Annotated in this window: 16 protein-coding genes; 2 read left to right on the plus strand and 14 right to left on the minus strand. The window is 57.2% G+C overall.

Annotated elements, in window-relative coordinates:
* Window position 1: 1 nt before the first annotated feature.
* Genes AF70_RS19485 through bcsQ form a run of 5 tightly spaced genes read right to left on the minus strand, consistent with a single transcriptional unit; the run spans window position 2 to window position 10700 of the window.
* On the minus strand, window positions 2-3862 hold the full coding sequence (locus AF70_RS19485) for a cellulose biosynthesis protein BcsC (RefSeq protein ID WP_028940802.1): 3861 nt from the start codon (window positions 3860-3862) through the stop codon (window positions 2-4).
* Window positions 3838-5079: a cellulose synthase complex periplasmic endoglucanase BcsZ gene (bcsZ, locus tag AF70_RS19490; RefSeq protein WP_032831144.1), complete on the minus strand. Its 1242-nt coding sequence runs from the start codon at window positions 5077-5079 to the stop codon at window positions 3838-3840. The genes AF70_RS19485 and bcsZ overlap by 25 nt, the downstream gene beginning before the upstream one ends.
* Window positions 5080-5086: 7 nt before the next feature.
* Window positions 5087-7390 carry a cellulose biosynthesis cyclic di-GMP-binding regulatory protein BcsB gene (bcsB, locus tag AF70_RS19495; protein ID WP_256677942.1) on the minus strand — a complete coding sequence of 768 codons (2304 nt, stop codon included), beginning with the start codon at window positions 7388-7390 and terminating at the stop codon, window positions 5087-5089.
* Window positions 7387-9618 carry a UDP-forming cellulose synthase catalytic subunit gene (bcsA, locus tag AF70_RS19500; protein ID WP_028940799.1) on the minus strand — a complete coding sequence of 744 codons (2232 nt, stop codon included), beginning with the start codon at window positions 9616-9618 and terminating at the stop codon, window positions 7387-7389. Before bcsA ends, bcsB begins: the two co-directional genes overlap by 4 nt.
* On the minus strand, window positions 9615-10700 hold the full coding sequence (gene bcsQ, locus AF70_RS19505) for a cellulose biosynthesis protein BcsQ (RefSeq protein ID WP_028940798.1): 1086 nt from the start codon (window positions 10698-10700) through the stop codon (window positions 9615-9617). Before bcsQ ends, bcsA begins: the two co-directional genes overlap by 4 nt.
* Before the next feature lie 610 nt (window positions 10701-11310).
* Between bcsQ and AF70_RS19510 the strand changes: the two genes are divergently transcribed.
* The gene (locus AF70_RS19510) at window positions 11311-12087 is read left to right on the plus strand and encodes an alpha/beta fold hydrolase (protein ID WP_028940796.1); all 777 of its coding nucleotides are present in this window, start codon (window positions 11311-11313) and stop codon (window positions 12085-12087) included.
* Window positions 12088-12283: 196 nt separating this feature from the next.
* On the opposite strand, the gene AF70_RS19515 is transcribed toward AF70_RS19510, so the two are convergent.
* From AF70_RS19515 to AF70_RS19550, 8 genes are all read right to left on the minus strand, one after another.
* A complete protein-coding gene (locus AF70_RS19515; protein ID WP_026331611.1) occupies window positions 12284-12982 on the minus strand; it encodes an outer membrane protein in 699 nt (232 codons plus the stop codon).
* 90 nt (window positions 12983-13072) lie between these two features.
* Complete coding sequence (locus tag AF70_RS29875) at window positions 13073-13549, minus strand: polyketide cyclase (protein ID WP_019578642.1); 477 nt, start codon at window positions 13547-13549, stop codon at window positions 13073-13075.
* A gap of 59 nt (window positions 13550-13608) precedes the next feature.
* Window positions 13609-17019 (minus strand): beta-ketoacyl synthase N-terminal-like domain-containing protein, encoded by a 3411-nt coding sequence (locus AF70_RS19525; RefSeq protein WP_028940795.1) that lies wholly within the window; start codon window positions 17017-17019, stop codon window positions 13609-13611.
* 83 nt (window positions 17020-17102) lie between these two features.
* Window positions 17103-18188 (minus strand): acyl carrier protein, encoded by a 1086-nt coding sequence (locus AF70_RS19530; RefSeq protein ID WP_028940794.1) that lies wholly within the window; start codon window positions 18186-18188, stop codon window positions 17103-17105.
* A gap of 118 nt (window positions 18189-18306) precedes the next feature.
* Window positions 18307-20070 (minus strand): FAD-dependent monooxygenase, encoded by a 1764-nt coding sequence (locus AF70_RS19535; RefSeq protein ID WP_019578644.1) that lies wholly within the window; start codon window positions 20068-20070, stop codon window positions 18307-18309.
* Window positions 20071-20073: 3 nt separating this feature from the next.
* Complete coding sequence (locus tag AF70_RS19540; protein ID WP_019578645.1) at window positions 20074-20685, minus strand: HAD-IB family hydrolase; 612 nt, start codon at window positions 20683-20685, stop codon at window positions 20074-20076.
* Window positions 20675-22195: a class I adenylate-forming enzyme family protein gene (locus AF70_RS19545; RefSeq protein WP_028940793.1), complete on the minus strand. Its 1521-nt coding sequence runs from the start codon at window positions 22193-22195 to the stop codon at window positions 20675-20677. The genes AF70_RS19540 and AF70_RS19545 overlap by 11 nt, the downstream gene beginning before the upstream one ends.
* Window positions 22196-22275: 80 nt before the next feature.
* Window positions 22276-23289 carry an SDR family oxidoreductase gene (locus tag AF70_RS19550; protein ID WP_018927950.1) on the minus strand — a complete coding sequence of 338 codons (1014 nt, stop codon included), beginning with the start codon at window positions 23287-23289 and terminating at the stop codon, window positions 22276-22278.
* Between the two features lie 527 nt (window positions 23290-23816).
* Here AF70_RS19550 and AF70_RS19555 point away from each other — a divergent pair.
* Complete coding sequence (locus AF70_RS19555) at window positions 23817-24413, plus strand: TetR/AcrR family transcriptional regulator (RefSeq protein WP_018927951.1); 597 nt, start codon at window positions 23817-23819, stop codon at window positions 24411-24413.
* Between the two features lie 117 nt (window positions 24414-24530).
* Here the strand turns inward: AF70_RS19555 and AF70_RS19560 are convergent, their stop codons facing one another.
* Window positions 24531-25151, minus strand: a complete 621-nt coding sequence (locus tag AF70_RS19560; protein ID WP_028940792.1) for a glutathione S-transferase family protein — start codon at window positions 25149-25151, stop codon at window positions 24531-24533.
* Between the last annotated feature and the right edge of the window lie 65 nt (window positions 25152-25216).

The following is a 25216-nucleotide window of genomic DNA, read 5'->3' on the forward strand; positions in this document are numbered from 1 at the left end:
ATCAGTTGGAATAAGGTGAGGCGTACGGACTGACCGGCAAGCTCATGGGGCCGCTGATGTCCTCGAACAGGTAACGCAAAGACAGGGCGCCGCTGAATTGTTGGTAGTCGTGGGCGTTGTCCAGGCCCAGATTGGCGCCCAGCAGGAAGTTCGAAGCGACCTTGTATTCAGCGACCGCGGCGACGCTGTAGCCGATCCCGGTTTTGTTTTGCCCGGCGTAACGCAGGCCCGAGGCCGCCTGCTGGGCTTTGTCGGTCGGGAAATAGTCGACACTGTCTTGCTCGAAATGCTGCACGCCGACCGAGCCCTTGACTTGATACGTCAAGCGCCCGGTGCGTTGTGCCCAGGTCACCGGTACGCCCAGGGCGAAGAACGTCTGCGGGCTGAAATAGCCGCCGTGGCCATAGGTGAAATAGTCCTGATTGTTCGCGTAGCTGATGCCGGTCATGCTCAGGCCGACGGTCAGCTTGCTGTCCGTTGCATTTTGCAGGTACCAGTAGACACCGCTGCCCAGTTCACTGCGGCTGTTGGATTCGACATGGTTGCCCAATAGCTGGTGCCAGGAGGCGTAGCCATAGGCGCCGACTTCGTTGTCGTCATAGCTCAACTGGCCGCGCCCGCCGTTGGCGGTCACACCGCCCCAGGACTGCCCGCTGCGTTTGTCCGTGGTGCCGGCAAACGAGGTGACGCTGTCAGTCACCGGACGCCGGGAAACGCTCACCCCATAGCGGACATTAGAAGAGTCGCTTATGGGGCGATCAACGCTGATGCCGCCCGTGGCAGTGGTGTATTTGAAACCGAGCGGGGTGGTGCCGAGATCGGCCTTGAGCCCATCCGCGGGCCGTTGAATAGCGACGGAAAGACCGACACCCTCGGCTTTTTGCGAGTCGGCGCCTTCGCTCTGCGCACCGCTACCGAAGCGCTGCAGTGCTTCGCCGCTGGCACTGCCGGCGTTCAGCGAGACCGGTGTCACGCGCAGGGCGACGCGGCTTTCATCCAGCGGGATATTGATTTCCAGCGGCGTTTCAATATCGGTCAGTTTGCTCAACCCCGACTCACTGTTGTTGCTGCGAATGCTCACGCCCTGGGTGACGTAGGCACTGCGCTGCTGAAGGATTTTATTCAGCGCCAGTTGCGCGGGGCTGATGTCTTCACTCACCAGTGCTGCGCGCGGCAACTGCGACTCGAATGGATTGCTCGCCTGCTGGGGCCTTGGCAGGGCGTCGATGCCAAAAGGGCTGTTAGACCTCACGCCGCCCGGCATCTCCTGAGCCGGTGGCGGGATCGCTGCCAGCAAGGCGTCGCGACTGACCTCGCTACGTGGCCCCGACACCCCCGCAAAAGGGTTGGGCGCCACTGTCGAACCGGCCAGTTGGCCGCTCTGGTTTCTGCGTTTCTCGCTCTGCTCGATGGCCACTGCCTTGCGCAGCAGATCGGTCGCCGTGCCGGTCTTGCCCATGTTCTGGTAGAGACGTGCGGCCTCGGTCAGCGTTTGAGGGTTGCCGGATTCGGTCTTGAGCAGCTGTTGCAGTGCCTGTTCGGCAAAGCCTGTGTCATGTGCCAACACCGCCGCATCGGCGGCACCCAACAGCAGTTGTGGGTCGTTTGGCTGACGTTGTAATAGCGGTTTGTAGAGTTCGAGGGCTTTTGCCGTGTCGCCGTTGGCCGAATACATTCGCGCCAGCGCCGCGACGGCGGCGCTGTCACCGGGACGTTGCGCCAGTGCGGGCGCCAGCGTGTCATAAGCGCTGGCCAGATTGCCTTGTTCGCGTAGATGGTCAGCCTGGCGGATGCGATAGAGATGGAGCAGGTCATCGAAACGCTTGCGAGTCGGCGCGTTCAAGGGTTTGTTCTGAAGGTCGCGCAGAATCTCGTTGACCTGCGCGTCTTCTCCGGACTCAAGCAGGACCGCCGCGTATTGCAGGATGAAGTCCGCCGAGGGCGCAGGGGTGTGTTGCAACTGGCCGCGCATGAGGGCCAGCGCTCGGGTCGGCTCGCCGATGTCGACGTAGGCCGAGGCCAGGCTTGCCGTGCGATCTGGGCTGTTGTTGGCCATCGGCTGAATACGATCGAGCAAGGTCAGGGCTTCCTGACGCTGTCCGCGCTTGCCCAACCCGATCGCCTGGCTGAGTTGCAGGTTGAGGTTGACATCAGCGGCCAGTGCTTCCATGTCCGGGGTGCGCTGGTCGGGGCGCAAGCGTCCCAAGGTTGCCTGGGCAGCTTTCCACTCACCCATCTGGACCGACAGCAAGGCGCTGACGTAAAGCGCATCGGCATTGTCGGGGTGGGCCTGGAGCATGGTGTTGATCAGGTCCCGAGCCTTTTGCGGTTCGCCCATTGCCAGGTTCAGGCGGGCCAGGGCGAAACGTGTCCAGACGTTGTCCGGTTCGTAGCGCAGCGCGTCTTGCAAGGCGTTGCGCGCAGCGGGCAGGTCGTTGCGTTGTTCGGCGAGGGCGGCCAGTTGCGTCGCGCGCAAGGCTTGCAGGCGTGCGGACTGGCCGGTCTTTGCCTGTCCGGTGGCTGGCAGGCTGTTGATCAGTTGCAGGGCTTCATCGTTCTTGCCGCTCTTGAGCAGCACGTTGACCAGCCCTTCCTGTGCTCGAGGGTCGTCGCGGCGCAGATTCAAAATCTGCCGATAATTGCGCTGCGCGTCATCGAACTGGCCCGCGCTGGCCTGAATATCCGCCAGGGCGAGGAGAGCATCCGCCCCGTTTGGATTCTGCCGCAGCGCCTGGTTCACCAAGGCCTGTGCCTGGGCTGTCTGGCCTTTGGCCTGGGCATCGCGGGCTTGCTGCAACGCAGACCAGTAGCGCACTTCGTTCAGTGCCACTTGCCAGTGGCTGCCGTTGTGTTGTCGCGTGGCCTGACCCAGGAGCTTTTCCGCTTCGGCCAGTCGCTGTTGCTGCTGGCGAATAACCCCAAGGCCGCCGAGCGCGTCAGCGTCATCGGGCTGGGTTTTCAAGCGTGCTTGAAACGCCTGCTCGGCGGTGGCCTGATCGCCTGCTTTGAGCGCCTTCAGACCGCGCGCGACTTCGGCGGGCGGTTGCCATTCCTTGCTGGCCGTCGTTGCCGCCTGTTGCTTGCCCTTGTTCATCTGCGCGCGGATTTCCACGTCATCCGGATGCGTCTTGAGGTACGCCTCGAACAACGGTACTTGTGCCGGATTGGGCGGACCGATCCAGGTCAGTGCCAGGCGCCAGCTTTCGTCGGCATCACCGGCAATGTCGGTACGCTGGGTCAGCGCGGCCAGTGCACGAATGCCCTCGGCACGGCTGTCTTCACGGCGAACCAGATGCTTGGCGTAAAACAGCGCGACGATCGAGTCGTTGGGCATCTCGCGTTGCAGGCGCTGGAATCCGCTGCGTGCTTCAGTCCAGTCAGCCTGATTGAAGGCAAGGTTGTTGTAATACTCGCGGCCGATCGTACCTTGAGGTGGGCGGCCATCGAACAGCGAGCGAAACAAGGCGGTCGCCTTGTCACGCTCACCGGCATCGACGAGGCGCCGAGCCTCTTCCAGGCGCTGCTGGTTCTGCGGTTGGGCCACGCCGATGTCCTGCGCCAATTGCAGAGCCTGCCGAGGCGTTGGCTGGATGGCTTGCAAGCGGGCGAGGTATTGCTGCGCCTGTTGTGGCTTGCCCTGTTGCACGCCGATCAAGCCCAGGCCATAGAGTGCGTCAACCTGGACCGGGTCCAGCAGCAGGACTTTCTGCCAGACTTCCGCAGCGCGTTGAGGGTTGTTGTGCGACTGCCAGTAATGCCCTTGCTCGACGAGTAATGTCTGTGGCGCCGGACTTTGAGCGTGTGCAGCAGCCGTCCATGCGCTCATGATGGCGATGACTAGCGTGCGGTGGTGCGCGTGCATGCGGTCTCCCAGGAGAGTTTCAGCGTTCCGTCTTCCCGGAATCGGTAATGTTTATCTGCCCAGCCGAGCGCGAACAGGCTAAGCATGAAGTTGTAGTAACGCGGGGGGCTGGCGTCGGCATCAGGCCTGGCCAGCGCCTCTTGCAAGGCGAGCTCCACGCGCTGTCGTTGTTGATCGGCCAACCGGGGATGCCCCTTGGCCTCAAGGTAGGGAATCAGCGCAGCCCAGAATCCGAACGGGCTCTGACCCTGAACACTGCCGTGGAGAGTCCGGACTGTTTCCGGGGGGGAGCCCGTCGCGACAGTGCTGCGGGCCATGCCGTCCAGCCGTTTGAGCAGGAGCGCTGCCAGCGGTTCGGAGGTGTCACTCATGCCCAGCCAGAGGTACGCGCGAATGGCATCGTAGCTGCCCGTGTCGCCGTTGATCGGGTCGCTGACGAAGACACCCGATTGCGCTGAAGTGCCTTGATAACCGACCCAGTCAGCGACGAAACCGTGGTGGCTTGACTGGGCAATCATCGTCGCGGTGTTGTTGGCAATCGCTTGCCAGGGCCCGTTGGGAGCTTCCTTGGCCAGCCGCCGTAACAGTGGCAGTGGCAGGTAGCTGGGGTTCAGGCGCCAGAGAGCATCCGGCAGGACGAAGCCCTGTGGTCCAGGCAATACCATCGGCCCCAGCCCGGGCAGCGTGACGACCAATTGCGCTTCAATCGTCGCCATCAGGTGCAGGGCATCCTGGCGATAGTCCGGCCGATGCCACAGGCGTGCGGCTTCGAGCAGGGCGTAGGCGATCCACAGGTCGGCGTCGGCAGCCGAATTGGCGTCCTGCAGGCGCCACTGACCGTCCGTGCCTTGCCCCCATAACCAGCCTGGCAGGCGAGTGGCGGTGGCGGAGCCTGCGAGGTTGGCTGATGTCCAGCGCCAGAGTTTGTCAAAGCGTGGCTGATCGTTGCCGATCAGTGCGAAGAGCATGCCGTAGGATTGCCCTTCAGAAGTGCTGTGATTGTTCTCCAGGCTCGATTCCAGAACCCGGCCGTCGGCCTGGACGAAGCGCGTTGCATAGGTTTGCCACAGTGGCCAGGCCGGCAACTCACAGGGAGTTGTAGCGGCTATCGCAGGCACCGGCAGGGCGAGCGCAAGCACAACGCTCAACCTGCGCGCGTTATCGCGCAGGCATTGGCGAAGTGAAACTCTCGGGCTGCTCATGGACGACACAGGCATGCGCGGCTTATTGACCAAGACGACGTTTGGCCCGTAGGCGCAGGGTCAGGTAGGTCATCGAAGCAAACAACAGGACCCCGAGGAGCGTGAACAGCATGAGCGCCAATACGTTTTGCGAGAGGTACCACTGCAGATAGCGCAATGGCCCCAGGCTCCCGACGTAGTAGTCCTGTTCGGCGACCAGCGATTTGACATGCTTACCCTTGACCACCACCAGACTGCCTTGCAACTCGTGGGCGTTTTCTTCGCTGCTGAGCAGGGCGTTGGTCACGTCGGCCAAGCCGTTGGGCCTTGCGCTGGCGATAAACACCACACTGCGCCCACTCTTGAGCGGCGATTCGAATCCAGTCAGATAAGCACTGCCGTCGTCAGCACTGAACCTGAAGCTGTTGCGTGCTTCACGCAGATTGGTTTTCGTATCCGGGCTGATCCAGTTGCGCAGACGCAAGGGCAGGTCAGACAGTTCAAAGTACTGCGCAGCAGCTTCGTCCTTGGCCGGCAGCAGGCTTTGCCATTGCTCCAGCAGCGGCTGATTGTTGCCCGAGGCGAGCACCAGCAAATCCCGGTCGCGTTGCTCGGCCACCTGGTCGGCGTGGACCACCTTTACGCCGGTGGCCGGATAACCGGTGGAGTCGCCGAAGCGGCCCAGCACGGTCAGATAGGCGCTCAGATCGGCCGGGCCTGGCTCGTTGGGCAGGATCACCGATGTTTCAGAAAGGTCGGCCATGCGGGTGAACGGGAAGCCGCTGTCCTTGAACACCCCGAGGTTGGGCATGGCCATGAAGTGTTCGTATTGGCTGAGGTCCAGGGTCGAGTCCGGGTCGATCACACCGCGCATGTTGTCGATGATGATGTCGCGGCAGTCGCCCTGTTTGATGTAGTCATACATAAAGCGAAATTGCAGGCGTGATTGCAGCGCTACGGAATTGAGCGGCAATAGCATGCGCGACGTGCGGGCCAGGCTGTCGTCGGTTTTGAGCATCGCCAGCAGGCTGTCGCTGTTGCCGAGTTTCTCGATCGAAGGCAGATCGATCGACTTGATGAAGGTATCGTTGAAGTTGACCAGCAACGAGGAATTGGTCGAGACCGGCTGCGGCGTATAGCGGTATTTCAGGTCAAGTTGTGCGCCGGGCTCACGCCAGTTAAACAGGTCGGGTGGCAAGCGCAGCGCAACCGTCATTTGTCCCGGGTTGTAACCTGACACATTGAGTTCTGCGGGGTTCGCCAGTTCACCCAGGCGAACCGGGCGGTCGGAGGGCAGCCAGTTAGGCGCGTCGTACGGTCGGCGTGGCTTGAGCGAGTCGATCCGGTCGATCACCACGCTGTGCCCGGAAAAAGCCGAGCCACCGAGGGCCAGTGCTGTCGCGGCGACCTTGAGGTCGGCGCCATCGCGCCCGGAGACGATCAACAGTTTGCCCTGAGCATCATTCGGGTTGCTCACGAGTGTCAATGTCGGCCCCGTGGCTTCTTTGATCGGTAAGCCACTCAAGGCCGTTGATTCGTTGCCGCTGACAAACACCACGGCGTTGCCTTTGGCCGGCAGGCTGGTGAGGCTGGCGGGGAAGGTTGCGCCGCGGTAGCTGGCCAGGGCGCCAAACCAGGACGACAGGATACCGGCGGCCTCAAGCTCAGGGCCGCCCGGGCGCGCAGTGAACACGAAGGGCAGCTTCAGGGGCGAAGCGTCTCGACGATCGAACAAGGGCAGAGGCAGAGCGGACAGGTCGTTGGGCTGCTTAATCGAGGACACCTGGAGGCTCAGCTGGCTCTCGTTGCCAATCTTGGCCCACAGGCTGGAGTGCAGAGGGTCTTCACATTGCATCGTGTAGTGACCGATGAACTGCAGGCTGAGCCGGTTGAATTCGGTGATGGTCTGCGGCGGAATCTGCACGGTCCGGGTCTGCAATTTACCGGCCTCTTCCTTCGGGAGGGGCAGGCTGGCGGCCACTTGATCGTTGATCAGCACGTTGATTTGCGAAAGATCGGCCAGCAGCGCCGGTGAATAGCTGTACTGCAGCGTGACCTGCGCAGCCGTGACGACTTCATCGGCGCGCACATTGAAATTCACACTGTCGGTAGCCTCCACGCCTTTAAGGTTCATCGAATAGCTTTTGCCCAGCTCCTTGAGGGTGCGGGTATAGCTATTGCTCGGGGCATCGGTCCCTGGCAACGATGCGACCGGCATCACCGCCGGCTCTGTGGCGCTGATTGGGGTGGTAGCACTCAACGCCCAGTCGCTCCAGCCCACTAGTGAGCAGGCGAGCAGCATGAGTGAGCGACGAGGAGGAAAGGTCCGGCGAGTGGAAGGCTTCAAGATCGTTGCGTGTCCGCGGTGGGGTCGATGGGTGATGGAGTGGCCGGGCGTTTGCGCAGCAGCGCCTGGCTGTCCTTTAGGGTGGCAACGAACAAGCGCAGGATGGCGCGCAAGCCAATGCTGCTGACCTCGCGCAACGCTGACATTGGTGCGTCGAGGCGGCCGTTGCCCCACGTGTTGGCCCAGGTGTCGGCCCGTGAAAAGGTCAGTCGCACCAGTTCACTTTGCTGGCGCAGGGTCAAACCCTCGAATTTCACGCCTGCCACGTTGTCGTTGCTGAAGATCGTTGTTGCGGGAAAGAGGCTTGAGGGAGGTGTGCGCAGAATGCACAGCCGCAGCTTCTCTTTGGCGTTGAGCTGAACTTGCGGTGGCAGTGCCAGGCCCACGCCGTTTTGTGAGAAATCCCGGGTTATGCAATCGAACGATGTGCCGTCTTCGCGATAGACGCGCACGGGCAGATCCGCGGGCACCCTGGGCTCGTTGCGCACCTGAGAGGACTCAGTGGCCACCGCCACGGCGGTGCTGACGATGATGATGTTGTACACGGTCCAGACCAGGTTGATCAGCAGGGTAGTGACTTCGGCCGAATCACTCCCGACCAGTTTCACCACGCCGATCGCCAGACCGATCATGTTCAAGGTCAGCAGGACGATGTAAGGCCGCGCGAGCTTCCAGTTGAAATAGTCCTTTTCGACGGTGCCGCCCTTGTCGGTTACGTTGAATTTGCCCAGCGAAGGGCTGATCAGGGCCAGGAGTACCGGGCGCATGATGTGCCAGGCCAACACCGACTCATACACTTCGTTCCAGAAGGAATGGCGGAAGCGCCCCTGGATGCTGGAGTTGGTCAGGCTGGAATGGAAAATATGCGGCAGTACATAAACCGTGACCATCAACGCCGAGGCATGGAAAATCTGCGCGTCGAAAAACAGGTAGGCCAATGGTGCAGTCAAGAACACCAGGCGGGGCAGGCTGTAGAAAAAGTGCATCATGGCGTTGAGGTAGCAGATGCGCTGCCCCAGGTTCAGTCCTTTGCCAAACAAGGGATTGTCGGTCCGAAAAATCTGCACCATGCCCCGCGCCCAGCGTATGCGCTGGCTGATGTGTCGGGAAAGGCTTTCGGTGGCCAGTCCCGCCGCTTGTGGAATGGCGAGATACGCGGTGTTGAAACCACGGCGATTGAGCTTGAGTGCCGTGTGCGCATCTTCGGTCACGGTCTCGGTGGCGATGCCGCCGACTTCCAGCAAGTGAGTCCGCCGGATGACCGCGCAGGACCCACAGAAAAATGCCGCGTTCCACAGGTCGTTGCCGTCCTGCACCAGGCCGTAGAACAGCTCACCTTCATTGGGTACCGAGCGAAAGGTATCGAGGTTTTTTTCGAACGGATCGGGTGAGTAGAAAAAGTGCGGCGTTTGCAGCAACGCCAGATTCGGGTCCTTTAAAAACCAGCCCATGGTGATTTGCAGGAAGGAGCGGGTGGGCACGTGGTCGGCGTCGAATACGGCAATGAACTCGCCATCGGTGACTTTGAGTGCCTCGTTGAGGTTGCCGGCCTTGGCATGTTGATTGTTGTCGCGGGTGATGTAGTTGACACCAATCTTCTGACAGAAAGCCTTGAATTCCTCCCTCCGTCCGTCATCGAGCACGTGCACCCGCAGTTTGCCCTCGGGCCAGTCAATGGCCTGAGCCGCGAGTACCACCAGTTTGACGATACCCAATGCTTCGTTATAGGTGGGAATGAACACATCCACCGTCGGCCATTGCGCGGGTGGCTGCTGCAGAAACTGCGGTTTACGTTGCAACGGCCAGGCGGTCTGTACATAGCCGAAGACCAGGACGAGCAAGGCATACAGTTCGGCCAACACCAGCCCGTAGCCAAATACGGCATCCTGCCAGTTGTCGAAGTCCAGGGTATCGGACAGGCGCCAGTACATGTAACGCAACGAAGCGATCAGCGAGAGGGTGATCAGGGTCAGGATCGCCAGACGCCCGGTTTGCTTGCGGATGATCAGGCTGGCGGCAAAACAGACGGTGGCAAACGCGGCCTGGGAATACAGATTCTGCGGTGCAGTGAGGATACCCAGCACCAACAATGCTGCAATCAGCCCGCCTGAGATTTTCAGGCCCAGGCGCCAACGCAGGGGCCATTGGCTAAAGCGATCCTGGAAGCTATCCAGCAGCTTCTGCAACCACCAGGTCTTTGCAGGTAGCTGATTCAGCTGGACGGTCATGGCGTGCCCTGCTGGCTGGAAGCATCCGCGAACAGCAGGGCATGGACCGCGCCTGATAGCGACAGAATGTCCTGACAGCCAATGCTCTCAGGTGCGTACTGCAACAGGTCCCGACCATAGGCCAGCGACTCGTTGAACTGGTGATCGAGGCGAATCGTCCCGATCAGGTTAGCGCCGAGCCGTCGCTGAAACAGCACGCCCATGTCCCTGCTGAACGCACGGGAGTCATCCCGTTGGTTGAGCACATACCGCTGCCGCTGTGCGCGTCGCGGGCTGGTTTCCAGCCACTGGGTCATGGTGTCCAGTGCCAGGTAGGAGGCCGCGTCGGCCACCGTCATCACCAGCACCAGATCGGCGGCGTCGAGTGCCTGTTGCGAATAGACGGTCGCACCCGAAGGCGTATCCAGGATCACGGTATCGTTTTCGCTGAGGTTCATCGACGCAAGGTGCTGATTCAACCAGTCAGCATCTTCAAGCAGCATCTGCCTGAGCAAGCGGCGTTCGTTCAGCTCGCCAGTGCCGAAGGGCAGGCACTCACTGTCGCTAAAGCCCGGCAGGCGATGAGCGCTCCAGTCGGCGTCCTGTTCTTTGAGCTGGATCAGCCCGGGAGCCGGCCTGGTGATACCCAAGTGGCTGGACAGCGCGTTCTGAGGGTCCAGATCAATCGCGATGACTCGCCCGCCAGGGTGCCGCAGTGTTTTCGCGAGGCCAGCGGTGACGGTGCTTTTACCCACCCCACCATTCGCTGAAACGATGGCAATGACCTTCGCCTTGGTCCGCTTGCGAATCGTTTCTGGCAGACCGTCTCGGCGAACCTGGTTGAGTTCACGCAACAGGTCGCTCAAACGCTGACGGTCACCCGTAGCGGAACTCGCAGGTGGTTCGGTCAGGGGAGGGGATTTGGGCGATGGTGGCGAGGGGGCAGTATTTTTCACCGGCTCGACCGGCGGTTCTGGCTCAGCCACCGCAGGTATAACCGGGTCGTCTTTGAAATCTTTATAGTTCGGTTGTATTTCCTGGTAAGTCTCTGCATTGGCGCCAAAACGTGTAAAGAGTTTCGTAATGTCGTCTACATATTTCATGCGTTGTACCAGGAATGAAATAACTTAGAAACTCAGCATTCCATTAACTTAACAAAGTTGATGCGTCGTCTAGGCGTTGGCAGAGTGCCATTAATTTAGGGTTTCCATGTAGGTGTGTCAATGATTGTTATAAAAAGTCAGCGAGTCATGTTGGTGTTTGTCCAAGTGTTATTTGTGTGTTGTGATATTTGTAGAGAGTGCGAATGTTAAAGTGCGCCCAAATAATAACTATCCAATGAGGTGTGGTGCGGCAACAGGTAATAAATACATTTATCGGAAGAGTAATTTCCGAGTATTCCTGTTTCGGGGATAAAAGGAATCTCTTCGATTTCAATGGGGCGGAGTGTGAGTCGCGTTTTTCACTAAAGTTATTGTTCTATTGGCTTACGGTGAAGCCTGTGAGAATTAGAAAAAGAAACTTCGGTCTCTTTTTTATGTTCGCCAAGTTTCACCACTTCTGACACAAATGTATCTCTGTGTATCCAGGCCGCATGTCGATACGGACTGTTTCTTTTATGGGCGGTTGGTGACACATCCGGGATACCTGATCGGCGTCAAATGAACTCCATCGAGACATCGCTCAATAGTTCAACCACCCAAGGAGTTTCCAATGAAAAAAGTAATGGCCGCTCTGGCCTGCACCGTTAGCCTGATCATCGGCGCCAACGCGTCGGCGCAAACTGAAAAGCCTACTGTCGTCCTCGTACACGGCGCCTTTGCCGATGCTTCGAGTTGGAATGGCGTGGTGAAGATCCTCGAAAAAGATGGCTACCCCGTTGTGGCCGCCGCCAATCCATTGCGCAGTGTGAAGAGCGATGGCGCTGCTGTTTCTGCGTTGCTCGATGGCATCAAGTCGCCTGTTGTGCTGGTCGGCCACTCCTACGGTGGCAACGTCATCAGCGAAGCGGCCAACGACCATGCCAATGTAAAGGCACTTGTTTACGTCGCCGCCTTCGCGCCCGAGGCGGGCGAAACGGTCGCCGGGCTAGCCGGAAAATTCCCGGGGAGTACCCTCGGCCCAACCCTCGCAGCGCCTGTCGCACTGGCTGATGGCGGCAAGGATTTGTACATCAAGCAGGACAAGTTTCACGATCAGTTCGCCGCTGACGTCCCCGCCGCGCAGGCGGCATTGATGGCGGCGACTCAGCGCCCGGTCACCGAAGCGGCGCTGAACGAACAGTCAGGTACGCCCGCCTGGAAGCACATTCCGTCCTGGTACATCTATGGCGACAAGGACAAGAACATTCCACCGCAGGCCATGGAATTCATGGCCAAGCGAGCCGAGGCCAAGGTGGTGAAAGTCGTTAAAGGGGCTTCCCATGTCGTGATGGTTTCAAACCCGGAGCCGGTAGCCCGGCTGATTGAAAAAGCGGCTGCGGCGATGTGATTCCTGCGCTTGTGAAGTGTAGGTAGGCAGAGGGTCAAGTATCGAATCAAGGCATCAAGTGAGGAACTCATTTGTGCCTTGATCGATTTTTGAACGGGTGGTCGTCAGTAAGTTGATCAGCCGGTGAGCCTCTGCGCCGAAGCATTTCACCGGCTTGCCGTAGCGACGCCTCGCAAGGCGCCGATCTGTTTAACCCTTAGAACCAATAATGCAGGCCGAGCATTAATGACTGGGCGCTGTAGTCAGTACGCACATCGCCTTGGGGCAGGCCCTGAATGTCACCGAAGTGCGCATCGCGAGTCTTGAGGTATCGATAATCCAGGGACATGGACCATTGTTCGGTGAGTTCGTAACCTACCCCGGCGCCGAGTTGATAGGCCGATACAGTGTCGCGATGAGTGCCGCCGAACTGGACGCCGCCGGCTTCCAGGCCACTGACCGACAGCGTGGTGTAACCCAGGCCGCCGCCGATGTAAGGGGTGAACCGACTGAAGGGTGCTGGCAGGTTCAAGACGTCATACCAGAGGTTGGCCATGACGCTGGTGGCTTCCTCTTCGCCTTTACCGTCGATGCTCCCGCCGCCTTCATAGACCCGGTTATTGAATTGGGTCAGGGTGTTTTTGCGGTAGCTGAGTTCCACTTCAGGTCTGAGCCCGATGGGGAATCGCCAGCCCAGTGCCAGTCCGGTGGCGTAGCCGGAGTGTAACGGTTGGTTGAATTCCATCTCGACAAAGTCGAGGTTGTTCTGGTTAAGGTCCTGCGCAGCCACCCAGTTCAGACCACCCATGACACTGACATAGGGGCCGAGCGTGTCGGCGGAACTGGACTCAGGGGCAATAAGGCCCATGCCAATGACGCCCATCACGAGATACTGAGGTTTTTTAAATAGGTTCATGCTCGGTCCGAAGTGTGCCGTTATCGATAAGTAAGNGGGGGGGGGGGGGGGGNGGGNGCGAGCGTTCAACACGCTCCCTCCCGGGATATTTCATACACGGTGCAAATGCTTTCCAGGCTTTTCGAGCCCTGGGGTACTGATGGCATTCGCTCGTTGTTCAGCCAACGTGCACAGGTTGCGGAGTGCGGTGGTCATTGCCGCGGTGAGCATTTTGCGTAGCAGCCCGCGGTATAAAAAACTCAAGGGGCCAGAGATCTTCGCGCTATGGATGACCTGGGTTTCATTCGGGGAAAGCCTGCGCATCTGGTGATCGAACTCAAGGTCGATCCAAAGCAGTCTTGCCGTGTTCCGATAGCTTTCATGCAGCTTCACTGCTTCCAGTTTCAGCGGCATGTTCAGGCCATTTTTGAGGACGCATTTGCCTCGCGTTCCAGGTTGAAACGGGCCATTGAGTTCACACTGGCGAACGTCGGTATCCCATAGCGGCGCTTCTGAAAAATTGCTCCAGATATTCCAGATTTCAGCACGCGGCGATTTGACTATGACTTGCACTTTGACATCGTTCACGGCGACACCTTGATTGTTGGGGGCACGGTCATGCGGGAGAGTGGGATCAATTGAGTGCCTCAGGCAGCGGGTGCGGATTGACTCAGCACTTGAGCTGTAATGCTGGCTTGACCGATTTTTTCGCCCCGGTTGAACAGGTCGATATAGATGCGGTTGGTTTTGAACGGCTGCTGTGCGTCAAAACCCGCTTGCGGTGCCAATGACAGCGGACTGTTCCTGGGGATTGGCCGATCCAGGGTGAAACTCAAGGCCAGCAGGTTCATCGGAGTGTTGAGTGGAATCCGCAGATGGCTGTGGGCAATCTGCATGTAGCACTGGCGGGCAACTTCGAGGAAATACACCATCGAATAGTGCTCGGGGTCGCCCTCCTGGAAGAAGTGCTCATCCGGCAGTTTGAGCGTGTCCACGCTCAAACCCTGAGCGATGCCGCTCATGTCACTGACGATGACGTTTTCTTCCCTGGCCTTGTGCAGCAAGGCTTTGTCGCGGCAGCGAGTGGCCGTGAACTCGCCGGCGGGCGATTTCTCGAACGCCGAGCTGTAGGCCATCCCAAGGACGCAGGTGCACATCAGCTTTCCGGCTTGCATGACCTTGGCATTGAATACCTGGGAGTCTTTACCCTGTTCCAGATGCAGATCGATCACACCCTCCTTTTGTACGTATTGCTGGAACTTGATATTCAGGGTTTTGACATAGGCGACCCGTCCACTCAGTGGCGGCATGGCAAGTTCAATCAATTGCAACACGCCCTCAAGCAATAAAATGCCGGGGATGTGATCAAGAGGGTGATCGAAGAAATAAGGGTGCGCTTCATTCACCACGAGCTGGGCACGCAGTGACTGGGGGCCGCGCTGGACGTTGGTGATTACGACGTTTTCCGGGCGACGTTGCCAGTGCGCCGGGCGCTGGGCTTCAGTGCCACGGTGCAGGGCGAAAAGACTCTCCATGGCGCGAACCCGGACACGCAGCCCTGAGAGCAGGGTGTTGGTCAGCATGTCGCTGAGTTGCAACACATCGACGCCGTCGTTTTGTGGTTCGCGGACAAGGCTGACAGGACGGGCAGGCGGGATCACCGGCTGCAGTTCATGGTGGGCCGAGTGAGCAAAACGCAGGGTAAAGGGATGCTTGATGGCAGGAGCGGGTTCGGCCACCGTGCTCCATTCCCGAAGCTTTTCAGTAAACAACCACATCACTGCCTTGCCGGCTTCGCGAACCTCGATCACCGTGTGAGCCGATGCACTCAACATCACCGCCAGCAGGGTTTCGACGCCACTGGCTTCAGCCAGGAAGCCAGTCATTTCTTGCAGGGATCCGCTGGCATGAGTCGCATCAGGTTGCAGCTCGCAGACTTCAATGTTCTGGTATTGACTGCGCTTTTTGCCCAGCAGTTGGCAAGCCTCTTCCAGCGAGTTCGCGGCATGGGCGAGGACCGCTGCGCGGATCACCAGTAAAGGTTTGTCGCTGGCTTCTGGTTGATAAGGACGCAGCGCAATCAGCCCCAGTCCTTCACCTTGCACCGTCGCTGAATGCCGGGCACGTTCGATCTCGATTTCACCGCTGATAAAGCGCCCTGCACCGAGCAACAGCGTGGTTATGCCGTTCTTGAACCATTGCTGCGATGCCAGCAAGGTTTGCCAGAACAGACCCGGGGTGCCGACCAGTGTTTGATGGAAACCCTTGAAGTCAAAAATCTGCGTCGGGTAGCCAGACAACATGTTCGGCAACATGGTTGCCACGTCCGCTACTTCCACGCCCGGTGGCGTGCCTTGAGCCTGGGAGTAGAAGGTGTGAGCGCTGCTGTACGCATTGCTGAAGCGTTCCCCACCCATGTTGCAGCACATGACCATCGCCGTGCCGGGTGAGCCGGCCACACCCGGCAGGCGTCGCAGCAAATGATTGACGCGATCGGTGATCAACAACTTGAACGGATCGACATGGGCCAGAGGTTTGGGGCCCATGCCGAAACCGTCGATATCAATGACGCGATCCTGCGCCAGGAATTGGCCCAGTAACGGCTGACCTGGGGCAGGGGAGTAATCAACGAAACGCCCATAAGGGAAACTGACCGATGGCGCTGCCGGCCGATCGAGCTGTTGCTTGAATGACTGCAATGAACCGTGACTGCCGATCGCTGCTTCAGCCTCGACAATCGCGAGGTCCAGCATCAACACGCCGGGGGCGCTTAGAGGGACGGCAGGGCGGTTATCGGGAATATATTCATCCACCACCAGATGCGCATTGGCGCCGCCAAAGCCAAAGCTCGAGATGCCTATACGGATCGCCGATTGCCGGTCCGTGAGGGGCTGTATCTGCTTTGTGGCCAGTCGCAGGCTGGTCTCGTCGACTTTTGCGCTGGTTCGGTAGTCGGGCTGAGGTGGAATCCCTTTGTGACGCAAGATCATCAGCGCTTTGGCGAGCGAAGCGCCTCCAGCGGCGGCCAGTGGGTGGCCAATGACGGACTTGATCGAACCGATGGTGATTTTTTTGCCGTCTGTGCAATGGGGGGCGAAGAAGCTGTTCAGCGAGTCCAGCTCTGTCGCATCACCCAGCGGAGTACCGGTGCCATGGGTTTCGATGTAGTCCACGTCATTGGGATCCAGACCGATATAGGCACGCTGGTAAGCCGTGTACTGGGCCTGTTTGCCAGGCGCAAACACCGAACCTTCGGCGCCATCGGCGGACATTCCCAATGCCCGTAAAACACCCAGGGGGCGGCGCTGCGCAATCAGGGCCTGCGATAGCGGTTCGACCAAAAAGGCGACTGCACATTCGCCCGGCACAATACCGTCAGCGTCCTGACCGAACGCCTGCATTTGGGCCCGGGCGGAAAAGGCGGTCAACTGCGAGAAGCCCAGAAACAGCGCCGGTGGCAGCACGGTGTTCAGTGCCATGACAATCGCGTTATCCGCCTGTCCGCTGTTGACCAGAGCCTGAGCCATGTCGATTGCATAGGGAAACGAACTACAGGCAGTGTCGACGGACAACGCCGGGCCACCGAAGGCAAAAGCCGCAGCCAGTTCAGCCACTTGTTCACCCGGCGTGTAGCCCTGTGGTGCTTCGGTTTTTCCGGACATGCCTGTGACGAAATAACTCTCGTCGCTCCAGGATGTTGCGACCACCAATGCAGTGCGTTCCTTGATCAGTGTCGAGCCTTGTCCGGCAAGCTGGGCGAGGAGTGTCTGCAGTACTTTCTTACCGATGGCGACCTGCCGTCCTTCATGCCGTGAAGGGATTGAAGCGTCATCCTTCAGGCAAAAAGCACTGTCCAGGTAAACGCGATCCTTTTCACCTGTCTTTGCTGAATAGATTGACGCCTTATCCAGTTCCCAGCGTGTCAGCATCGAATTGATAGGCGCTATCTGTCCTTCCGACAGCAAGTGCCAAAGCGCATCCGTTGACGGTGCCCCGGGAAACTCGCCGGCCATTGCGCTGAAGCAAAAGTCGCCCTCTGTTGTTACCGCGCCATTCATACCCTGTCTCCTGATTGCCAAAATGCTGGGTGATCTGTCCGATCACCCGGATTCCATGCCATTTTTTACAGCGGCTCAGTGCTTCAGCTCAGTCGTGCCAGAAGCGACAAGGCATCCTGCGGCGTACGACGCGACATCAGTGCTTCACCGGCAAACTCGCTGGCAGAACACTGTTGCGCCATTGATTGGCAGAGTGCTTCTCGGGCAAAACCATTGAGCCCCAACTGTGCAAAGGGCGTCTCAATGTCGATCGACTGTGGCGCGTCCGGGATCAGGGGTGACAGGGAGTTGAAAAGCAGGTTGCTTGCCTGCCCTTGGGCGTCCGTTGTGGCAGGTGCTTGCACTTCGGTAGCGGGTGTTGATGTTGACTCGGGGGCGGCCAGGGCGGCTTTAATCAGGGCGATTGTTGCCTGCGGATACTTGGCGTTGGCCAGCTCAGTGCTGTTGGCCTTGAGTTGCGGCCACAATGCGACGACCGACTCCAGGAAGTCCAGCTGCACGAGGGAGTCCAGCCCCAGGCTTTCATAGCTTTGTTTTTGGTCGATCTGGTCAACCGTAAAACCGGTGATATTCGCCAGTTGTTCCAGTACCCATGCTTCGACATCCACGGCAGATGCCTGCGGATCGGCTTCAAGCCGCGCCAGCAAAGCGGTAGGAGTGGGGGCATCAAAGAGCTGCGAGGTGAGCTCTTTCTTTTCCGGGAAGTGCTGGGCCAGGGATTCGAAAATATCGACCATGCCGAGAGAGTCGATACCCAGACTTTCGAAACTTTGATCGAAGTCGATTTGTTCCTTTTTGAATCCGGTGACCGTACTTATTTCGGCGCGTAACCATTGCCCGTAGTTGAGTGCAGGCGTTTGTTCCACTACAGGTGTCGATTCCAGTATTACCGGGTTCGAGTGTACGGGCTCCAGCACCGCAAGGTTTTTATTGACGGGGGCTTCAATCCCATTGGCATAAACGCCCTCGAGGACTTGTTGGTGAGCATTGAAGTAATGCGCGGTGACGGATTCGGCCTGCTCCAGCAAACGCATCAATATTGATTCTTTTGCGATATTGGACTCGCACAGTGAATCAATGATTTTTTCTGAAAGAGAAAAATAGCTGTTGGCTATTTTTCCATTGGACACGATGAATTCCTGCACAACATCGTTGAGTTGGAAGCGCATGAGGTTCTCCTAACCAAAGTCGGTATATATTTTCTACAAACAAGAAATAACAAGTCTTGGCCCAGGGTTGGGCCTTGTGTGAATCAATGAACCAAGTTGGCAGTAGCCATATAGCGACTTAAAGTTGGAGTTCCACTGCGTCGATCTCGGAAGATGTTGTTTTTCTGGCTCCCTTGAGCAGCCCGGATCTTACGTTCAGATAAGTGAAGAGCGTTATTGCATCGGCTCCCTGGAAAGCGATGTAGCCGTCAGGACGAATCAGCATCAACGTGCCCGCTTTGGCATGGTAACGCTTGTGCAGACGCCAATCGGGGTCCAGCAACGTCGAGTGCCAAGAAGGCAGTTCGGCGCTGCTCAGGGCATCAATAACACAATAAGCCTTGATGCCCGGGTAGTCCTTCTCCACCGACTCGGCCAGCGAGTAATAGCCCGGCAACAACGGGGAAAACTGATCGGCTGCGCTGAAAATCAACAGCGTGAACGTTCCGTGGAACAAGTCGATCAAGCGCTTTGGCGGCATACCTTGCAGTTGCCACAACTCGACATCGGGTGCCAGTTGCCCGGCGCGAGGCACCGACGTCTGGAATTCAGGTTTCTTGCCTTTTTTATCCCAATTCATGCGCTGCTTTTTCGTCAGCGATTCCTGGATGTAATCACTCTTGCCGTAGTGGTACTGATGACCGGAAATCATCGACGGCAGTTTGCGCTGAACCTTGCGCCGGTTGCTTATCAGTGGCAGAACATTGTCGCGCAGCCAAACGAGGGCGCGATGCTTGACGGTAATCAGTCCGGTCAGTCGATGTGCCGTGTTCTCGACTTCCAGGGCCACCGGGTAACGCTCTTCGTTGTAGCTTTCCAGCAACGATGGATCAGCCAGGCCCTGATCGACATAGGCCATTTTCCAAGCCAGGTTATAGGCCTCGGAAACCCCCAGGTTCATCCATTGGCCACCGATCGGGCTGCCGATATGAGCCGAGTCGCCTACCAGAAACACAGAGCCTTGCTGCAACGACTGCACGCGGCGATGTTGGAAAGAGGCGATGGTGGTCGATGAAATATTGGACAACGTCATCTTTTGCCCGCGTCCTTCGCACAACCGCTGAAAGTTCTCCAGGCTCAAGGAAGGGCGCTCACCTTCTGGTGGCAGGTTGTAGGGCATCTCGATGAAAAGTCGATAACGGGATTGAGCGCTGATCGGCGCGACCGCGACATAACCGTCCTGTGCACCCAGGAAGAAAGCGCCTTCGTCCTTGCTTCCAGACCACTCGATATCGGCATCGGCGAGCATGAAGAAGCGGTCGTAGGACGATCCTTCGAAGGTCATATCAAGACGTTTTCTGATGTTGCTGCGAGCACCGTCGCACGCGACCACCCAGCGGCTGGAAAAGGACTCGGCGCTGCCGTCCGCATGCTGAAGCGTCATCTGCACCGAGCCCGGCTGGTTTTCTATATCGACCAGCTCGGTATTCCATTCAACATCTGCTCCCAACTTGTTCAGTCGCTCAAGCAGAATCTTCTCTGTCTGCGGCTGTGGCAGGCTGAGGAGCAGGGGATAGGTGGCGTCCAGGTAGGAGAAGTTGTAGTTCAGCACCCGTTTGGCGTTCGATTGCACCGAAAACTGGTTGATAGTGAATCCGTCACCGATGGCCTGATCGGCAACTCCCAGATCTCGGAAAATTTCCAGGGTTCTGGAATGGATGGCCATCGCTTTGGTAGCGGTCGAGGGACCGGCATTCTTTTCAATAATGCGAAAAGAGACGCCCCACTTCTTCAGCATGATTGCCAGGGACAGGCCAATCGGGCCGGCGCCTACGATCATGACTGTCGGGGTATTACCGGGTTGGCTGAAGTGTTTGGGGGCCAAAGTGCTCAGAGTGTTCATCGGTTAGTACCAGTTTCTGTAGAAGGGAGAGTTGGCAATGCCGAGCAGGGCATCGTCACCGGATGAATCCCCGTAGGCATAAATGTAAAAGTCATCAAGGTTGCTCAGACAGCCCTTGAGCCGTGTGACTTTCTCTCTCTCAACACAGTTGGTACCTGATATTCCGCCGGTCAGTTTGTTCTTCGCAGTCGCCAGGCGGGTGCCGCAGACATAGTCAAACCCCGCTGCCTGACCCCAGGGAATCAGGTAGTTTTCCGGCGAGTTGCTGACCAGCGCAGTGACATGCCCCATGGACTGATGCCATTGCAGCCGGCGCAGGGCCTCGGGCCTGAGCCAGAGCGGTAGCAGCTCGCTGATGAAATACTTGGCATGCTCGCGTTCTTGCTCAACGGACAGACCGCCCAGATAACAGGCAATGAATGCCAGTCGGGCTTGCATCAATGGCGTGATGCCAACGATTACACTGAGCATTTTGGGCAGCAGGGGAATGATCCTGAGCCAGAACGTTCGGGTTCCCACGATATAACGCATGTAGCGCCAGAACGTATGTCTGTCGGTCAATGTGCCGTCAAAGTCAAACACGGCCAGTACCGGTTGTGTGCCATTAGCTTGCATGAATCTCTTCCTTGAGAGAGATGATCTCGATGGTTTTGGGCAACTTGAAGCCCGAGAGGTAGCGCGAGAGCAGGGTAGAGACAGCGCTCTGGGTCAGGTCGCCGCCCCCTTCAACGCACAGGTGCAGTACGTTGACTTCCTTGTTGTCCGGGACGATGTAAGCTTTCGCGCGCACCACATCCGGGTGCTTCAGGGCAATGGATTCGATTTCAGTCAGATCGACCATTTGCGCTTTGATCTTCGAGATTCGCAGGCGTTGGCAATAGAAGAACACATGCCCGTCGTCGTCCCGCCAGACCAGATCACCCGTGTGTAGCCAGCCATCACGGAAGAACCGGGCATTGGCGTCCTCTGCATCGTTATAGCCGTCAATCACCATCGAGCCGCGAATCAGCAGTTCGCCAATGCGTCCAGGTGCGACATCCCGCCCTTCGGCATCGACGACCCGTAGTTCTACGCCTCTGATCGGTTGTCCCATGGCGCCGCGATGGACCTTGCCAATCGAGCTCTGGACAATCACCGGCATGCTCTCGGTCAATCCATAGCCTTGCAGCACCGGATTGCACCCCAGCAGCCTTCCCAGCTTCTCGGCTTCGTCTGCGGGTAAATGACTGCCACCCGAATAAATCATCAGGTGAGGGTGCAACGGCAACAGCGCGCCCTTGCGTTTGGTCAGTCGTGTATTGAAGTAGCGAATGACGTCGGGTACCAGGCAGGCAAAGGTGACCTTATGCTGGGACAAGACTTCTGCCAGATCCCTGTTGAGCAGGGTGTTAGTCATTAACAGTGTGGCGCCCACGCTCAAGGGGAAAACCATCATCACCGACAGGCCGAAGATGGCATACAGCGGCAGCGTCACCAGATGAACGGAACCGACACCTTGAAGATGAAACTGCTCATGCAGGCCATCACTCGATTGCGTCAAATCAAGGTAGCGGTGAGAAACGGCCAGCGGTTTACCGATGCCCCGGTAGGTGAACTGTACCGAGACAATCGGATTGCCTTCGGGCAGTAACAAGGGCTCGGTCTGTCGGGGAAGCCGAGAGTCCGCCGTTGCGTTGTCGGGCAGGGGCGATGACGGCTCGCTTGCGGCGTTCAACACCAAGGAGTGCTTAACGCCGTAGTCAGGCTGAAATGTCTCGCTATGCTGCTCGAACAGCGTTTCGGTGGTCACTACCAGCGTCGGTCTGGCGATGCTGATGACGCTGTTCATTTCGAATGGCGTCAGTTTGTAGTTGAGAATGACCGGAACCGCACCGCGACCGATGATCGCCAAATAGTAAGCGATGAACTCCACCCCATTGGGTAGAACGAGCGCTACTTTGTCGCCAGGCAATACATTTAATGCTGAGAGTGCGCCATTGCACTCTTCAGCCTTTATACGCAACTCACGGTAAGTGACGGTATCTTCTTCCGCGTCCAGGTTCCTGATGGCAATGTGCTCAGGGAACGACTCTGAAAAACCGACGAACCGATGCAGAAAACCTTCTTTAGATGAAAGGCTTTTCATTTACCAACCTCTCTCAATCCTTGAATTTATGGTCAGACAAAAAAGTACTACAGAGGCAGGCTATATATAAATTGTTTCAATTAAGCATCAATGTAGTTATTTTTCCGATACCAATCCAGGGTATCGGTCAATGTTTCCGTCACGGGGCGGAACTTGCACTGCAATTCTTTTAGGCTTTTGTTGTGGCTGAAATGGGTGCGCCCTTGCTCTTGTTCCATGAGTTTGACAGTGGAAGTACTGATGAGCACCGGCTTTTTCGTGATTCGGTAATAACCTTCATAGATCAAGGCAATTATACGCAGCATGAACAGTGGCACTTTGCGCTCCGGCGCTTTTACGCCGCTGACACTGGAGAGCGCCTGGAAAATGCTTTTCATGTCCATGTGATTGCCGGCTGCCAGGTAGCGTTCTCCTGATCGGCCGCGTGTGATCGCCGCGAGTTGATGCTCTGCTACATCCCTGGCATCGACAACGGAAAAACTTCCAGGCAGTACGCCGGGCAATTTCTGTCCGACAAAGTCGAGCAGGAACTGTCCTGATGAGGTCGGGCCGATGTCCCCAGGGCCAAACATCCAGCCAGGCAATACCATGGCGACGAACATATCCGGATGCCGCGCCAGGAATTCCTGAACTTTCTGTTCAGACAATATTTTACTCAGGTAGTAATCGTCAGCCTCCGATTCACTGCGAGACATTGTTTCATCGATCACCTGATCTTTATCGCCCTTCAAGACGGCAATGGAGGAGGTATGGACTGCACGACGAATGCCTGCGGCATAAGCGGCCTGCAACAGGCGCTCGGTTCCGGTCACGTTAGTGTCATACAGTTTCTGCCAGTGCTTTCCGCCTTTGTAACTATCGCGGAAATAGGCGGCGGTATGAAACAAGGCATCACAGCCTTGCAAGGCATGGCTGAAGGCGTCGACATTGAGCATGTCGCCTTCGACAAATTCGACAGGCAGATTGCCGAACTGCTTCTTGGCTTTTTCGACGGAGCGGACCAGCGCTTTTACTTTGATGTTTCGCTTTAAAAGCGCATGAACCACATTATTACCGAGCAGGCCTGTAGCGCCTGTAACAAAGGCATATTCCATTAAAATCCAGCTCCTGTGGGGTAACCTGCTACTGCATTGAGATTGATGTCACCGCGCTCGATGCTTTGATCAGGCGGGGGGCGTCAACGGCGGCAAGTAAAAACCATTCGGTATCTGGAAATCAAGCGGTATTTAACAGTCGCCACAAGGTCGACGTCCTTGAACCCGACCTGAAACACGAAAATCCTGTGGTTTAGAGCGTTATCGACAGCAGGCATTCACCGGGATCGGGCGGATTGAGGTCATCGCTAGACATTTTTGCCGTCCGTCGCCTGCCTTCTGGGGAGTCAAAAAACACCCTTGTTGACTCGATTCATCAGGGCGCGCGCGTCAGGCTGGATACCAAGGCGCCTGAACGTGCGGGGCCCAATACATGGCATTTACATGGCACTCCTTAAAAGTTTAAATGCAAAGTGATTAAGAGGGCTTAGTATAAGATATGATAGTTAAAACAGGTTTGCGCAGTGAGTGGCAGATCCGTTGCATCCAGTTACAAATAGATTTGTTTGGCCAAAGGAGCCGAAGGCGTGATTAAAAAGAGATTAGGTCGAGAAGAAAGTCAGCAAATAACAAGGGATAAGTTATTCGATACCGCCACTGACCTTATGGTGAGAAAAGGTTTTCACGCCACCAGTGTCAACGCTATTTCCGAGGAGGCCGGTTTTTCGAAGGGGGCCTTCTTTTCAAACTTTACAAGTAAGTCGGACTTGCTTCTGCAGTTAACTCAGAGATTCAAGGGGGTTGAGATTGATCGATTGAGTGTCACCCTGACTTCAGGGTATTCATCGGAAGAGCTGACCCATGGATTGAATGCCTATATTGACACGCTTAAAAATAATACCAGTTGCGCGATTCTTGATGCTGAGTTGCAACTGATCGCCTTGCGTGATGAAGAGTTCTCAACGCATTACTACGATCTGCATCAGGAAAATAGTGAAGCCTTGGGTAAGTTGATTACCATCATATTTAATCATGCAGGCAAGAAGCCTCCTTTGGCGAATGCCGCTCTTGCAAGGACCTTCACCGCTTTGTCGGAAGGTTTGATACTGCAAGGGCATAAAGATCCGGCCTCTGAAATAAAACTGGTGTTGAACTCGCTTATCCAGACAGCAGAGCCCTTATAGAACGCTGCCATTCTTGTGATACATACGATATTCGCATGTCCGGGGCTCAGACCTCGGGCAGGATGCGAGCTGCCATGCCCATCTTTAGCGCACACAATAAGGTCTGCGCAGTAGCGCTCAGTGATTCTGGAACACTTTCAATCCTCGCTGTACGGCGGGCCTGGCTTCGATCGCGTCGAACCAGCGTGATAAGCGTGAAAGCACTGCCCAATCCAGCCGATCACGAAATGATGCCGCAATGGTAAAAGCGGAGATGTCCGCCATGGAGAACTGATCTCCGGCCATAAAGTCGTCAGTAAGAAACCGTTCTGAATAGACGAGTTGTTCAATGACGCGTTGATCGATAACTGTGGCCGCATCATTAAATCCTGCCTGGCGCAGGGAAAATGCAGCATGACTGGGCCCGATGACGTCCGTTACGAAAAAGAAATAACGATCGAACACCCGGTCGCGTTTTGGTCCACGATGCGCTGGTGCGAGCCGACCCGGAGCTTTTGCATCAGCGAACTGAATGATTGCGTTCGATTGGTTAATGACCAGCGGGGGTGTCGATGAATGGTCGACCAGGGTTGGGACTTTTCCTGCCGGATTAAGCGCCAGGTACGACAAGTCGCGTTGCTCATTTGCCTGCAAGTTCAGTCTTCGTGCGGTGTAGGGGATACCTGCTTCCTCCAAGGCTATTGCAGCCCTCAGACTGTTGCCAGTAGGCGCGCCATACAGCTCTATTTTCGGGTTCATCAGACACTCCCTGAAAATGAATGGATGATTATTGGATGCTAAGTGAAAAGCGGCATACGCGCCTG

Origin of the sequence: Pseudomonas sp. KD5 (assembly GCF_012932895.1) — a bacterium.
Lineage (GTDB): Bacteria > Pseudomonadota > Gammaproteobacteria > Pseudomonadales > Pseudomonadaceae > Aquipseudomonas.